15 protein-coding genes are annotated in these 12,928 nt (G+C 65.5%); 13 read left to right on the forward strand and 2 right to left on the reverse strand.

Annotation, left to right across the window (positions count from 1 at the left end):
• The first annotated feature begins 92 nt into the window (after nucleotides 1-92).
• The 11 genes from M2337_RS15095 to M2337_RS15145 all read left to right on the forward strand — a co-directional run bounded on the left by M2337_RS15095 (nucleotide 93) and on the right by M2337_RS15145 (nucleotide 9,479).
• Nucleotides 93-710: a LemA family protein gene (locus tag M2337_RS15095; protein WP_181560247.1), complete on the forward strand. Its 618-nt coding sequence runs from the start codon at nucleotides 93-95 to the stop codon at nucleotides 708-710.
• Nucleotides 711-751: 41 nt separating this feature from the next.
• Complete coding sequence (locus M2337_RS15100; RefSeq protein ID WP_264572284.1) at nucleotides 752-1,558, forward strand: TPM domain-containing protein; 807 nt, start codon at nucleotides 752-754, stop codon at nucleotides 1,556-1,558.
• 17 nt (nucleotides 1,559-1,575) lie between these two features.
• Nucleotides 1,576-2,241 carry a TPM domain-containing protein gene (locus tag M2337_RS15105; protein WP_264570918.1) on the forward strand — a complete coding sequence of 222 codons (666 nt, stop codon included), beginning with the start codon at nucleotides 1,576-1,578 and terminating at the stop codon, nucleotides 2,239-2,241.
• 44 nt (nucleotides 2,242-2,285) lie between these two features.
• Nucleotides 2,286-2,801 (forward strand): NUDIX hydrolase, encoded by a 516-nt coding sequence (locus tag M2337_RS15110; protein ID WP_264572285.1) that lies wholly within the window; start codon nucleotides 2,286-2,288, stop codon nucleotides 2,799-2,801.
• 5 nt (nucleotides 2,802-2,806) lie between these two features.
• Nucleotides 2,807-3,541 (forward strand): NYN domain-containing protein, encoded by a 735-nt coding sequence (locus M2337_RS15115; RefSeq protein ID WP_264570919.1) that lies wholly within the window; start codon nucleotides 2,807-2,809, stop codon nucleotides 3,539-3,541.
• A 38-nt stretch (nucleotides 3,542-3,579) separates the two neighbouring features.
• Nucleotides 3,580-4,224, forward strand: coding sequence for a phosphoribosylanthranilate isomerase (locus M2337_RS15120; RefSeq protein ID WP_264570920.1), 645 nt, complete (start codon nucleotides 3,580-3,582; stop codon nucleotides 4,222-4,224).
• Between the two features lie 67 nt (nucleotides 4,225-4,291).
• Complete coding sequence (locus M2337_RS15125) at nucleotides 4,292-4,903, forward strand: TIGR02281 family clan AA aspartic protease (protein ID WP_264570921.1); 612 nt, start codon at nucleotides 4,292-4,294, stop codon at nucleotides 4,901-4,903.
• A 215-nt stretch (nucleotides 4,904-5,118) separates the two neighbouring features.
• Entirely contained in the window at nucleotides 5,119-6,375 is a 1,257-nt protein-coding gene (gene trpB, locus M2337_RS15130; protein ID WP_264570922.1) for a tryptophan synthase subunit beta, read from the forward strand.
• Complete coding sequence (gene trpA / locus M2337_RS15135; protein WP_264570923.1) at nucleotides 6,372-7,181, forward strand: tryptophan synthase subunit alpha; 810 nt, start codon at nucleotides 6,372-6,374, stop codon at nucleotides 7,179-7,181. Before trpB ends, trpA begins: the two co-directional genes overlap by 4 nt.
• Nucleotides 7,178-8,032, forward strand: a complete 855-nt coding sequence (gene accD / locus M2337_RS15140) for an acetyl-CoA carboxylase, carboxyltransferase subunit beta (RefSeq protein WP_264570924.1) — start codon at nucleotides 7,178-7,180, stop codon at nucleotides 8,030-8,032. The genes trpA and accD overlap by 4 nt, the downstream gene beginning before the upstream one ends.
• Nucleotides 8,033-8,141: 109 nt before the next feature.
• Entirely contained in the window at nucleotides 8,142-9,479 is a 1,338-nt protein-coding gene (locus M2337_RS15145; protein ID WP_264570925.1) for a bifunctional folylpolyglutamate synthase/dihydrofolate synthase, read from the forward strand.
• Nucleotides 9,480-9,488: 9 nt separating this feature from the next.
• On the opposite strand, the gene M2337_RS15150 is transcribed toward M2337_RS15145, so the two are convergent.
• Both M2337_RS15150 and M2337_RS15155 read right to left on the reverse strand, forming a co-directional pair.
• Entirely contained in the window at nucleotides 9,489-10,847 is a 1,359-nt protein-coding gene (locus tag M2337_RS15150) for an AmpG family muropeptide MFS transporter (RefSeq protein ID WP_264570926.1), read from the reverse strand.
• 94 nt (nucleotides 10,848-10,941) lie between these two features.
• The gene (locus M2337_RS15155; protein WP_181560256.1) at nucleotides 10,942-11,379 is read right to left on the reverse strand and encodes a response regulator; all 438 of its coding nucleotides are present in this window, start codon (nucleotides 11,377-11,379) and stop codon (nucleotides 10,942-10,944) included.
• 100 nt (nucleotides 11,380-11,479) lie between these two features.
• Here M2337_RS15155 and M2337_RS15160 point away from each other — a divergent pair, with 100 nt between their 5' ends.
• Together M2337_RS15160 and rsmD are read left to right on the forward strand one after the other, a co-directional pair.
• On the forward strand, nucleotides 11,480-12,382 hold the full coding sequence (locus M2337_RS15160; protein WP_264570927.1) for a pseudouridine synthase: 903 nt from the start codon (nucleotides 11,480-11,482) through the stop codon (nucleotides 12,380-12,382).
• Nucleotides 12,379-12,921, forward strand: a complete 543-nt coding sequence (gene rsmD, locus M2337_RS15165; RefSeq protein ID WP_264570928.1) for a 16S rRNA (guanine(966)-N(2))-methyltransferase RsmD — start codon at nucleotides 12,379-12,381, stop codon at nucleotides 12,919-12,921. Before M2337_RS15160 ends, rsmD begins: the two co-directional genes overlap by 4 nt.
• Nucleotides 12,922-12,928: the final 7 nt, after the last annotated feature.

The raw sequence follows: 12,928 nt of genomic DNA on the forward strand, positions 1-12,928 counted from the left end.
CGGGGCAGCTAAGCCCGTTGCGGGCGGGCAATCAACACCCTATTTAGCGTATCACTCAAGCGATACACCGCCTTATGAGGGGACAGACCGCCATGGCCACGCTTTCATCGCCATTCAAAGCACTGCGCATGTTTCTGCTGCTTGCCTTGCCGCTGGCGCTGGCGGCCTGCGGCATCAATTCGGTGCCCACCGCCGAGGAAAATGCCAAGGCCAAATGGGCTGACGTGCAGGCGGCTTATCAGCGCCGGGCCGATCTTATTCCCAATCTCGTCGCCGTCGCGCGCAATTCCGCGCAGATCGAGCGGGAGACGCTGGAAGGCGTGATCAGTGCCCGCGCCTCCGCGACGCAGGTGCAGGTCACTGCGGATCAGCTGAGCGACCCGGCCAAGGTCCAGGCGTTTCAGGCCGCGCAGAACAATGTGAGCGGCGCCCTCTCCCGCCTGCTCGTCACCGTCGAGCGCTATCCCGACCTCAAGAGCCAGGAGCGCTTTGCAGACCTGATGACCCAGCTCGAGGGCACGGAAAACCGCATCAACATCTCAATCCGCGACTATAATCTCGCGGTGCAGGACTATAACACGCGCATCCGCACCTTCCCGGAGATGATCGGCGCCAAGCTGATCCATGGCGCCAAGCCGCTGACGCCCTTCGAGGCCAAGGCCGGTGCTGACACCACGCCGGATGTCGGCGCGATGTTCAACGGCAATTGACCCGGTCCCACCGCCCTGTCGCGCCGGCCATCGTGCCGGCGCTGATGCGCTTTATGCTGCTTCTGGTCGCGCTGCTCATGCTGCGGCCGGATGCGGCGCTTGCCCAGAGCTTTCCCGCGCTGACCGGGCGAGTGGTGGACGGCGCCGACATTCTCGACCCCGCCACAGAGGCAGCCCTTACCCAGCAATCCGAAACGCTGGAAAAGACCACCGGCCGCCAGTTGGTCGTGGCGACCGTGCCTGACCTCAATGGATATGAGATCAGCGATTACGGCTATCGGCTTGGCCGCGCGTGGGGCATCGGCGAGAAGGACACCAACAGCGGGGTACTGCTGCTGGTCGCGCCGAACGAGCGCCGGCTGACCATTCAGGTCGGCTATGGTCTGGAGCCGATCCTGACGGACGCACTGTCTGGCCGCATCATCCGCGATGTCATCACGCCCCGCTTCCGCGATGGGGATTTTCCGGGCGGCATCAGCGCGGGCGTCGCCGAGATCGTGCGCATTCTCGAACTGCCGCCTGAAGAACAGCGCAAGCTCGCCTCGGCCGCGGCCGAGCAGGACAAGCGCCAGGCGGGCAAGGGCTTCGGGCCGGCGATCTTCCTCGCGATCTTCATTCTCTTCTTCGTCGTGCTGCCCATTTTCGGGCGGTTGAGCGGCGGCCGGCGCTATCGCGGCGGCATCCACCCCATCATCATCTGGGGAGCAGAAGCGGCCATTCGCAGCGCGCTCAACAGTCGCGACAATGATGGCGGCGGCTGGGGTGGCGGCGGTGGTTGGGGCGGCGGTGGCGGCTTTTCCGGCGGTGGTGGCAGCTTCGGCGGCGGCGGCGCGAGCGGAGGCTGGTGATGGGCAGGCGAATTTCCATGAGCGAAGCCGATCATCGCATCGTTACCGATGCCGTGGCGAAGGCCGAACTGAAGACCGACGCGGAAATCGTGGCCATCGTCGCGCGCCGATCGGATGCCTATCATGATGTCGGGCTGCACTGGTCCTTGCTGTTCATGCTGCTGGTGCCGCTGATCGCTGCCGCCTTCCCCGCAGCCTATGAGCGTGCCTTGATCGGCCTGACCGGCGGCTGGCATCATGAGTTGCCGCGACACCTGCTCTACCTGCTGATGTTCGGGCAGATGTGCCTGCATTTCCTCATCATGCGCTATCTGCTGGCTATCCCGGCGCTGCGGATGCTGGTGACGCCCGGCGCGACCAAATCGCGGCGCGTGCGGCGGCGCGCTCTGCTGCTGTTCCGTACTTCGGCCGAGGCGCGAACCCGCCGCCTCACCGGCATGTTGCTCTACCTCTCGCTGGATGAGCATCGCGCGGAAATCGTCGCCGACGAAGCCATCGCCTCGCGCGTGTCGCCGGAAGTCTGGGGCGAAGCAATGGCCGCGATGATCGACGAAGTGCGCGCCGGGCGCATCGCGCAAGGCATGGCGCTCGCCATCGAGAAGGCCGGCCTGATCCTTGCCGAGCACTGCCCCAAGAGCGCTGACAATCCCAATGAGTTGCCGGATCGGCTGATCGAACTGTGAGCGACGCCACCCCTGAAGACGAGTTCCGCTTCCCCGAGGAAACCATGTGGGAGGGCAGGTTCATCACCGCCAAGCGGCGCGGCCGCTGGGAATATGTGTCGCGCGCACGCGGCATCCGGGCCGCCGTCATCATTGCCATCGATGAAGGCACGGACGGGCGCCATATTCTGCTGGTGGACCAGTTTCGCGTTCCCCTCGGGCGGCGCTGCATCGAACTGCCCGCCGGGCTGGTGGGCGACGAATCGGCTGATGAAGAGCCCGGCCTCGCGGCCGCGCGCGAGCTGGAGGAAGAAACCGGCTATCGCGCAGGCCGCGTGGAGGATCTGGGCGAATATTGGAGCTCGCCGGGCATGGTCTCCGAAAGCTTCACCCTGTTCCGCGCCTTCGACCTTGAGAAAGTGGGCACAGGCGGCGGCGTGCCCGGCGAGGACATTCGCGTCCACCGCGTCCCGCTCGCTGGCTTCGCCGACTGGATCACAGCTCGCCGCGAGGAAGGCTATGCAGTGGACGTAAAGCTGCTCACGCTGCTCGGCGGCGCGTTTCTTATGGCGGGAGAGTGATAGCGATGGGCGATCGGAAGATGGCGCCGGGCGGGGACAATCCAGAGGCCCGCAACATTGCGCTGCTGATCGATGCAGACAATTCTCGCCCTGACGACCTCGATGCCGTGCTGACCATCCTAGGCGACCTTGGAACGGTCAATGTTCGCCGCGCCTATGGAAACTGGTCCAAGCCCGCGCTCAAAGGCTGGGCGGGGCTCGTGCTTCAGCAGGCCATCGAGCCGCAACAGCAATTCGATCTCACCAAGGGCAAGAATGCCACGGACATGAAGATGACGATCGACGCCATGGACCTGCTCTATGGCGGTCGCGTCGATGGCTTCGGCATCATGTCCAGCGACAGCGATTTCATGCCCATCGCTGTCCGAATCCGCCAGAACGGATTGCCGGTTTATGGCTTTGGCAACGCCAAGGCTCCCGTCGGCTTTCAGAGGGCCTGCACCCGGTTTATCGACCTCGGCGCGCTCGCCGCCAGTGAAGCCGACGAAGTGCCGGTCGAGGCCAAGCCACCCATTGACGAGGAACTGGTAAAGCTGCTCGGAGATGCGTGGAAAGCATCCAAGCGCGATGAGCGCGGCTTTGCCCGCCTTTCCGAGCTTGGGCAGCGGGCTGCCAATCGGTCGTCCTTCGATGCGCGCAGCTACGGCTTTTCCCGCCTTTCCGAGCTGATCGCCTCCTTGCCCAATTTCGTCACCGAGCAGCGCGAGGATGGCGCTGTTTTCGTGCGGCGCGTGCGCTGAATTTCCAACAGGCCAGAAGCTCGCTACACCCCGCCGCCATGTCACGAGTCGCCATCAAGATTTGCGGGGTCAAGACCGCCGAGGCTATCGATGCGGCCGTGCGTGGCGGCGCGAGCCATGTCGGCCTTAATTATTTCCCGCCCAGTCCGCGTTATCTCGCGCCCGATCGGGTGAGCCTCATCGCCGCGCGGGTGCCGGCCCATGTGAAGCGGGTGGGTGTTCTCGTCGATCCGAGCGATGATCTGATCGATACACTGGTCGCTGCCGGCGGCATGGAGATCGCCCAGTTGCATGGCCGCGAGACGCCGGAACGGGCTGCGGCCATCCGCCAGCGCACCGGGCTGCAGGTCTGGAAAGTCATCTCCGTGAAGACCGCCGCCGATCTCGCCACTGGTGCGGCTTATGCGGGCGCGGCCGATTTCCTGCTCTACGATGCCAAGACGCCGGACGGTGCGGCTCTGCCCGGCGGCATGGGCCTGCGTTTTGATTGGCGCCTCCTCGCCGGCCATCGCCCGCCGCTGCGCTGGGGCCTCTCTGGCGGCCTGGATGCGGAGAATGTCGCCGATGCCATTCGCCTGACTGGCGCGCCGCTGGTGGATGTCTCTTCCGGCATCGAGAGCGCGCCGGGCGTCAAGGATGTGGCCAAGATCGCCAACTTTTGCCGTGCGGCGCAGGCTAGCTGATTGGGGCGCCCTGGCGGTTCGCGGACGCTGTGCGGGATCGAATGCACGTGATTGCGGTTGAGCTTTCATGCCGATGACGACCAACCCCGAATGGCTTCACCTTGCGCTCTACGCGGGCGGTGCGGCGCTGATCCTCATTCTGATCTTCAAAATCCCCTATGTGGGACGGGCTCTGCGCGCCCTGTTTTCGTTCGCCTTGCTGGCGTTTGCCTTGTTCGTGCTGTTTCAGCAGGCGCCATTCGACCCGTCCCTGTCCCGCTTCAGCAGCCTGCTGGGCGTCGACTCTCAGCAAGTCGTGGGCGACGAGGTGCGCATCCGGATGTCGCCCGACGGCCATTTCTGGGCGACGGCGCACATCAATGGCGTCGACCGGCGGATGCTCATCGATAGCGGCGCCACCGTCACAGCGCTGTCCACGGGGACGGCAGACCTGGCAGGCGTGCCCCGGGGAGCCAGCCTGCTGCCGGTCGTGCTCCAGACAGCGAACGGGACGGTGCAGGCGGAAACCGGCACCGTCGAGCGCCTCGCGATCGGCCCGCTGACGGCCCAAAACCTCAAGGTCGTGATCTCGCCCGCGCTGGGCGACATGGACGTGCTGGGGATGAACTTTCTCTCCCAACTGGCCTCCTGGCGCGTGGAGGAGCGAACCCTGATCCTCGTGCCCGCCCCGCCGACCTGATGGATCAGGACCGAGGGCAAAGCGGGCGCCGCTCGCCAGACTGCCCCAAAGGCCAGCCGCCGAATGCGTCAATGCGGTGGACAAGGCCGCGACCTTCTGCAAAGCGTTGGGAATGATGACACTGCCTGCCATAGCCAGATGCATCGGGACACGATGGCGCTGATCGCTCGACCCTTTCGACGCGACCCGACCCCAGTGACCAAGAGAGACGCACAGTGACTGCTGCAACCACCCTCCCCGATTCCCGCCCCAATTCCTTGCGCGCCCTGCCCGACGAGCGCGGCCATTTCGGCCAGTTCGGCGGCCGTTATGTGGCCGAGACGCTGATGCCGCTTATCCTTGACCTGGAGCGCGAGTATCGCGCCGCCAAGGAAGACCCGGCTTTCGAAGCCGAGTTCAATGGCCTGATGACGCATTATGTCGGCCGCCCCTCGCCGCTCTACTTCGCGGAACGGCTGACCGCTTATTATCGCGAGCGCGCCAAGCCCGGTTTCGGCGCCAAGATCTATTTCAAGCGCGAAGAGCTCAATCACACTGGCGCGCACAAGATCAACAATTGCATCGGCCAGATCCTGCTCGCCATCCGCATGGGCAAGACGCGGATCATTGCCGAGACCGGCGCCGGCCAGCATGGCGTGGCGACGGCGACCGTTTGTGCCCGCTTTGGCCTGCCGTGCACCATCTTCATGGGCGCTAAGGACATCGAGCGGCAGCAGCCCAACGTCTTCCGCATGAAGCTGCTCGGCGCCGAAGTGCGCCCCGTCACCAGCGGATCGCAAAGCCTCAAGGATGCGATGAACGAAGCGCTGCGTGACTGGGTCGCGACGGTCGAGAACACCTTTTACATTATCGGCACTGCCGCAGGTCCGCATCCCTATCCCGAGCTGGTGCGCGACTTCCAGAGCGTGATCGGCAAGGAAACCCGCGAGCAGATGCTGGCTGCCGAAGGGCGCCTGCCCGACCTGCTGATCGCGGCCGTCGGTGGCGGTTCCAATGCAATCGGGATGTTCCACCCGTTCCTGGACGATCCCGATGTGGCGATGGTCGGCACCGAGGCAGCGGGCCACGGCATCGATACGGACAAGCACGCCGCCAGTCTCACCGGCGGCAAGCCCGGTATCCTCCATGGCAACAAGACCTATCTGCTGCAGGACGAGGACGGCCAGATCACCGAGGCGCACTCGATTTCGGCGGGCCTCGATTATCCCGGCATCGGCCCCGAGCATAGCTGGCTGCACGAGAGCGGCCGCGTGCGCTATGTGCCGGTGACCGATGTGCAGGCTTTGGATGCGTTCCAGCTCTGCTCACAGCAGGAAGGCATCATCCCCGCCCTCGAAAGCGCTCACGCCCTCGCCGCGCTGGAGGCGGAGGCTACGGCGATGCCGCAGGACAAGCTGATCGTCGTCAACGTCTCCGGCCGCGGCGACAAGGACATCTTCACCGTCGCCCAGGCGCTGGGAGCGAAGATATGAACCGCCTCACCTCCACCTTCGCCCGCACCCGCTCAGAAGGGCGCGCCGCACTCGTCACCTTCGTCACCGGCGGCGATCCGACGCCTGCTGACACGGCCTCTGTGCTCGATGCATTGGTCGCGGGCGGCGCGGATGTGATCGAGCTGGGGATGCCGTTCACTGATCCCATGGCGGACGGGCAGGCCATTCAGTCCGCCAATCTGCGCGCGCTGGGGGCGGGGATCAGCACGGCGAAGATCTTCGAGATCGCCGCCGCCTTCCGCGCCCGCCATCCGGAGACGCCGCTGGTGCTGATGGGCTATGCCAACCCGATGACCGTACGCGGCGCCGACTGGTTCGCCGCCGAATGTGCCAAGGCGGGTGTCGATGGCGTGATTTGCGTCGACATTCCGCCCGAGGAAGATGCCGAGCTTGGCCCGGCGCTGCGCGGCGCTGGCGTCTCGCTGATCCGCCTTGCGACGCCGACCACGGACGCCGCGCGTCTGCCGGCTGTGCTGGAGGGGGCCTCGGGCTTCCTTTATTACGTGTCCGTCGCCGGGATCACGGGTCTTCAACAGGCCGCGCAGACCAGCATCGAATCCGCTGTGGCCAAACTCAAGGCCGCAACCGATCTGCCCGTCGCCGTTGGCTTCGGCGTGCGCACGCCCGAGCAGGCCGCCGCCATCGGCGCGGTGGCTGAAGGGGTCGTCGTCGGCTCGGCCATCGTCGAGCTGGTCGGCAAGCATGGCGCCCAGGCTGCTGGCCCGGTCCGCGACTTCGTGGCGACCCTGCGCGCCGCGCTCAATCAGAAGGAGAAAGCCGCATGAGCTGGCTGAACCGCGTTCGCAATGCCCTGCCCTTCATCGCCAAGAAGGCCGAGACACCGGACAATCTCTGGCACAAATGCACGAGCTGCGGCCAGATGATCTTCCAGAAGGAATGGGACGAGAATCTCTCGGTGTGCCCGCGTTGCGACCATCATGGCCGGATCGGCCCGCACACCCGCTTCGCGCACATCTTCGATGAGGGCACGATTCACATCCTGCCCGCACCGGTGGTCAAGGAAGACCCGCTCAAGTTCCGCGATTCCAAGCGCTACACTGATCGCCTGAAGGCCGCCCGCGCGCAGACCGGCGACCAGGATGCGCTGATCAATGCCTCCGGCCGGATCGAGGGCCAGCCGGCTGTTGTCGGCGTGCAGAACTTCGCCTTCATGGGCGGCTCGATGGGCACGGCGGTCGGCGCCGCCTTCGTCGCCGGCGTGCAGGAAGCCGTGCGCCAGTCCTGCCCTTATGTGATCTTCACCGCCGCTGGTGGCGCGCGGATGCAGGAGGGCATCCTCTCGCTGATGCAGATGCCCCGTGCCACCGTCGCCGTGCAGCAACTGCGCGCGGCAGGCCTGCCCTACATCGTGGTGCTGACCGACCCGACCACCGGGGGCGTCACCGCCAGCTATGCGATGCTGGGTGACGTGCAGATTGCCGAGCCCAATGCTCTGATCGCCTTTGCCGGTGCCCGCGTGATCGAGAACACCATTCGCGAGAAGCTGCCCGAGGGCTTCCAGCGCGCCGAATATCTGCTCGCGCACGGCATGATTGACATGGTGACGCATCGCAAGGAAATGAAGGCGACGCTGGCCAAGACGATCGGCTATCTGACGACGAAGCAAGCGGCATAAAACCACCGATTTCTGTCCCGTCCGCGCCTGTCTGAGGACTCGCCGACCTGCGTAGCAGGCGAGTCTCCGGGCAAGCAGGCCGGAGGGCACCTGATCCAGAGGCCTTGCGATGGCTGACCACGCCGTTTCCGATCATCCTGCCGTGCAGGCGCAACTCGATCGCCTGATGGCGCTTTCTCCCGGCCGCGACGTGCTGGGGCTGGAGCGCATCAGCGAACTCGTCCGCCGGCTGGGCAACCCGCATCTGGAGATGCCGCCGGTCTTCCATGTCGCCGGCACCAACGGCAAGGGATCGACCTGCGCCTATTTGCGCGCGGCGCTGGAAGCCGACGGCAAGAGCGTCCATGTCTTCACTTCTCCCCATCTGGTGCGGTTCAACGAGCGCATTCGCCTTGCCGGCACGTTGATCGACGATGACACGCTGGCCCGCGCGCTGGCGCAGGTTCTCGACATCGGCGGCGATCTCAATGCCAGCTTCTTCGAGATCACCACCGCCGCAGCTTTCATGCTGTTCGCCACCGTGCCGGCGGATGCCTGCGTGATCGAGGTGGGCCTGGGCGGACGGCTGGACGCAACGAACGTCATTCAGGCGCCGGTCGCCTGCGGCATCGCCTCGCTGGCGATCGACCATGAGAGCTTCCTCCTCGCGCCGGACCATGACGTGCCGGAAGACCCGCTGAGCCGCATCGCCTTTGAGAAGGCCGGCATTGCCAAGGCCGGGGCGCCATTGGTCACCCAGCATTATCGCCCGGCGATGAACGCCACGATCGCGCGCGTGGCCGACAAGGCCGGTGCCGCGCATCTGCCGCGCGGGCGGAGCTGGGACATCGCCGAATATCAGGGCCAGTTGCACTATCGCGACGAAGCCGGGCGGATCGAATTGCCGATGCCCCGCCTCCACGGCGCCCACCAGATTTCCAATATGGGCCTCGCCATTGCGATGCTCCGTCACCAGCAGGCGGTGCCCCTGCCCGAGGCCGCGCTGCGCGCCGCACCGCTCTGGGCGCACTGGCCCGCGCGCATGCAGCGTCTGGAAGGCGGTCCGCTCAACGCGATGCTGCCCGGGCGGACGTTGATGCTCGATGGCGGGCATAACCCCGATGCCGGCAAGGCGCTGGCCGATGCGCTGACGGAAAGCCATCTGGCCGATGAGGGCATCGACCTGATCATCGGCATGCTCTCGAACAAGGACGTCGCCGGCTTCCTCAAGCCGCTCCGTCCCTTGATCCGCTCGATCCGCTCGCTGCCGGTGCCCGGCCATGAGCATCACGGGCCGGAGGTCTTCGCGCAAGTTGCCCGTGCATGGGAGGTGCCGCACCGCAGCTTCACCACGATCCAGGAGGCGCTGACGGATGTCGCCGCCGGGCCGCGACGCACGGTCCTGATGGCGGGTACGCTCTATCTGGCCGGGCAGGTGCTGGTCGCCAACAACCAGCCGCCGGTCTGAGGCGCGTCGCTAATCGTCCTGCGTGCTGGGCTGTCGCACGGACTCCACCACGAAGCCTTTCGTCCACATGATCCAGAGCAGGATCATGCCGGGGATCGCAGCCACGACGGTGAACGCCCAGAAACCGACCCAGCCCAGCCCCTCGGCGAGATAGCCCGAAGGCGTCGATAGCCATGTTCGGCCGACTGCGGCGAAGGATGACAGCAGGGCAAATTGGGTGGCGGTATAGGCGAGGCTCGACAGGCCGGAGAGATAGGTCACAAACACCGTCAGGCCGATGCCGCTGGTGAAATTCTCCGTTCCCACCGCCAGCGCGAGCATCGGCGTCGAATGTCCGGCTACGGCGAGCGCGCAGAACAGCAGGTTGGAGAGCATCATCATCGCACCGGAGACGAACAAAGCACGCCCCATGCCCAGCCGGGCGATGAACGGTGCGCCCAGCGCCGACCCGGCAATCAGCGCGGCAAAGCCGACGAACTTGTTGACGGTGACATATTCGGTGTCGGTAAAGCCCAGCTCGACGATCATCGGCGCCAGCATCACCTGCCCCATGGCATCGCCGATCTTGTAGATCAGCACGAAGCCCAGGACGAGGAAGGCGCCGTGACGGGAGAGAAACTCGCGGAATGGATTGACGATGGTCTCCTTGAGCCAGTCGCCCATTGCCAGCCCCTCGCGCACCGCGCGGTGCTCCACATAGCGCCCCGGCCCCGCCAGCAGCGCGCCAATCGCTGCCGGGAGCACGCAAAAGGCAGTGATGCCATAGGCGACGGCCCAACCCAGCCCGGCGCCTTCAGTGGAGGCGAGGAAGATCGTCCCAGCGCCGGCCAGCAGATTACCGGTGCGATAGCCGAACTGGTTCATCGCCGTACCGTGCGGCAGTTCCTGCTCGCTCAGGATTTCGATGCGGTAGGCATCGATCACGATATCCTGCGTGGCGGAGAGGAAGGCGACGGCTATGGCCCAGAGCGCAAAGCGCGCCAGATCGGTTGCCGGATCGCTGGCGCCCAGTTGCCAGATCGCGCCAAACAGCAGCGCCTGGATGAAGAACAGCCATGCACGCCGCTGCCCGAACAGGCGGGTGAGCACAGGCAGTGGCACCTTGTCGACCAGCGGCGCCCACAGGAATTTGAGCGTGTAGGGCGTCGTCAGGCCAATGGCGAAGCCGATCGTGGACTTGTCGATGCCAACCTTGGAGAGCCAGAAGGTCATTGTCGCCAGCAGCAGCGTCAGCGGAAAGCCGCTCGATATGCCGAGCAGGAACGCGACGAACGGCATGGGCCGCAAATAAGGACGGAAGCTTGGAACGAAGAAGCCGCTCGCCACGACTGCACCGACAATCACGGCGAATATGAGGGTCTGCGACATGCACACTCCGACTGCTTGGGCCTGAACCCGCAGTCTTAGAGCGCTATGCCGGAATTCAAAGCATCGTTTTTACCCGCGCGCCTCAGCGCAGCCCTCAGTTGCGCTTGAAGAGTTTCAGCCCCGCCGGCAGCCGGCCGGGCGAGCGCCCGCCAATCACCCTCTCGCACACGCCAATGGCACGGATGAGGTCGCGCGGCAGAAATGGCTTGGAGAGGCACCCGAGCGCAATGTCCTGATCGCGCGCTTCCTCAGGGCAGGTGGCCGTCGCGAACAGCACGGCAATGCCGAGTTCGCGGGCATGGCGGGCCAGCTCGACGCCCGAGCGAACACCGGCAAGCCGCACGTCGGTGACAACCAGATCGACCGCGCCCTGTTCGAGGATGATCGCCGTCGCTTCCCGGAAGCGATCGACTGTCGCGACCACCTCATAGCCGGCCGTCTGGAGGGTGTGTTCTTCATCGAACGCGAGCAGCGGCTCATCCTCGACAATCAGGATGCGGCGTATTCGCTGCGTCTCCTTCGAGAAAAACATTGCCGCCTCATTCCCGTTGCGCCAAACCGCAGACCGAAAACGGATCGATCCCGGCGCACAAAAACGCTAGGTCGCGCGGCTGCGATTCGCCAGTGCAGCGATGACACAGCCGCCCCAAAAACGGACACAGATTTTGTCGAACACTCGTGGACCTTCCGGACCTCGCCGTCCCCAGCGCCCTGTAGCCGGTGCTACCGATCGTCGAGCCCAGCCGCCCAGAGCGCGCCGGGGCGCAGGCCGCGTCGCGCCGCAGGTGCGCCAGGCCGCCGATGATGGCACCGCGCGAGAGGGCGAGCGCATCGCCAAGCTGATGGCCCGCGCGGGCGTCGCCTCCCGCCGGGATGTCGAGCGGATGATCGCCGAAGGGCGCGTGGCGCTGAACGGCACGCTGGTGGAAACGCCCGCGACGCTGCTCAAGTCGCTGCGCGGCGTGACGGTGGATGGTGTGGCGGTGAAGGAGCCCGCACCGGCCCGCATGTTCCTGTTCCACAAGCCGGCCGGCCTGCTCACCACCGCCAAAGACCCCGCCGGGCGTCCGACCATTTATGATCGCCTGCCCGCCGACCTGCCGCGCGTGATGCCGGTCGGCCGGCTCGATCTCAACACGGAAGGCCTGCTGCTGCTCACCACCGATGGCGAGCTGAAGCGGCAGCTGGAACTGCCTTCCACCGGTGTCGAGCGCACCTATCGCGCGCGCGCGTTCGGGGAGATCAGCCAGGCGCAACTTGAAGAGCTGATCGAGGGCGTCGAGATCGAGGGGATGCGCTATGGTCGCATCGACGCCAATCTGGAGCGGCGGACCGGGCGCAATCAGTGGATCGAAATGACGCTGACCGAAGGCAAGAACCGCGAAGTACGACGCGTACTCGAACATCTTGGCCTTAAGGTCAGCCGGCTGATCCGGACCCGCTACGGCCCCTTCGTGCTGGGCGATTCCGCGCCGGGTGAAGTGGCCGAGGTGCGCCAAGTCGATCTCATCAAGTTCCGCAAGACGCTCAAATGAGGATCATCTCAGGACAATGGCGGGGCCGCCCGCTGGTGGCGCCAGTCGGCGAGGAAACGCGCCCGACAGCGGATCGCACACGCGAGACGCTGTTTTCGATGCTCACCAGCCGTTTGGGCTCATTCGAAGGGCTTGCCGTGGGCGATTTCTTTGCCGGCTCCGGCGCGCTTGGCTTTGAGGCGCTCTCTCGCGGGGCAGCGACATGCCTCTTCGTCGAGCGCGACCGGGCTGCGATCGCCGCCCTGCGTAAAAATGCCGAAAAGCTGGGACTCGCGCGGCCCGACATCCGCCAGAACGATGTTCTTGCGCTTGGCGCCACGTCGGCGCCGCTGGATGTGATTTTCATGGACCCGCCTTATGGCACCGGCGCGGGTGCCGTCGCTCTGGACAAGCTTGCTCGGCTCGGCTGGGTCGGCCCCAGCACCTGGGTGAGCATTGAGACGGAAAAGCGGGAAGAGATCGCGGTCAAAGGCTTCGATTGCGATGCCGAACGCGTGGTCGGCAAGGCCAAATTGGTCCTGCTGAGGCCGGCAACCTAGACGGACG

The organism is Sphingobium sp. B2D3A, from assembly GCF_025961795.1.
Lineage (GTDB): Bacteria > Pseudomonadota > Alphaproteobacteria > Sphingomonadales > Sphingomonadaceae > Sphingobium.

What these genes read in the sequence shown, in the direction of transcription:
- M2337_RS15095 (WP_181560247.1), top strand. Translation starts at nt 93, where the DNA reads ATGGCCACGCTTTCATCGCCATTCAAAGCACTGCGCATGTTTCTGCTG.
- M2337_RS15110 (WP_264572285.1), top strand. Translation starts at nt 2,286, where the DNA reads ATGTGGGAGGGCAGGTTCATCACCGCCAAGCGGCGCGGCCGCTGGGAA.
- M2337_RS15120 (WP_264570920.1), top strand. Translation starts at nt 3,580, where the DNA reads ATGTCACGAGTCGCCATCAAGATTTGCGGGGTCAAGACCGCCGAGGCT.
- M2337_RS15115 (WP_264570919.1), top strand. Translation starts at nt 2,807, where the DNA reads ATGGGCGATCGGAAGATGGCGCCGGGCGGGGACAATCCAGAGGCCCGC.
- M2337_RS15125 (WP_264570921.1), top strand. Translation starts at nt 4,292, where the DNA reads ATGCCGATGACGACCAACCCCGAATGGCTTCACCTTGCGCTCTACGCG.
- M2337_RS15155 (WP_181560256.1), bottom strand. Translation starts at nt 11,379, where the DNA reads ATGTTTTTCTCGAAGGAGACGCAGCGAATACGCCGCATCCTGATTGTC.
- M2337_RS15105 (WP_264570918.1), top strand. Translation starts at nt 1,576, where the DNA reads ATGAGCGAAGCCGATCATCGCATCGTTACCGATGCCGTGGCGAAGGCC.
- trpA (WP_264570923.1), top strand. Translation starts at nt 6,372, where the DNA reads ATGAACCGCCTCACCTCCACCTTCGCCCGCACCCGCTCAGAAGGGCGC.
- accD (WP_264570924.1), top strand. Translation starts at nt 7,178, where the DNA reads ATGAGCTGGCTGAACCGCGTTCGCAATGCCCTGCCCTTCATCGCCAAG.
- M2337_RS15160 (WP_264570927.1), top strand. Translation starts at nt 11,480, where the DNA reads ATGACACAGCCGCCCCAAAAACGGACACAGATTTTGTCGAACACTCGT.
- M2337_RS15150 (WP_264570926.1), bottom strand. Translation starts at nt 10,847, where the DNA reads ATGTCGCAGACCCTCATATTCGCCGTGATTGTCGGTGCAGTCGTGGCG.
- rsmD (WP_264570928.1), top strand. Translation starts at nt 12,379, where the DNA reads ATGAGGATCATCTCAGGACAATGGCGGGGCCGCCCGCTGGTGGCGCCA.
- M2337_RS15145 (WP_264570925.1), top strand. Translation starts at nt 8,142, where the DNA reads ATGGCTGACCACGCCGTTTCCGATCATCCTGCCGTGCAGGCGCAACTC.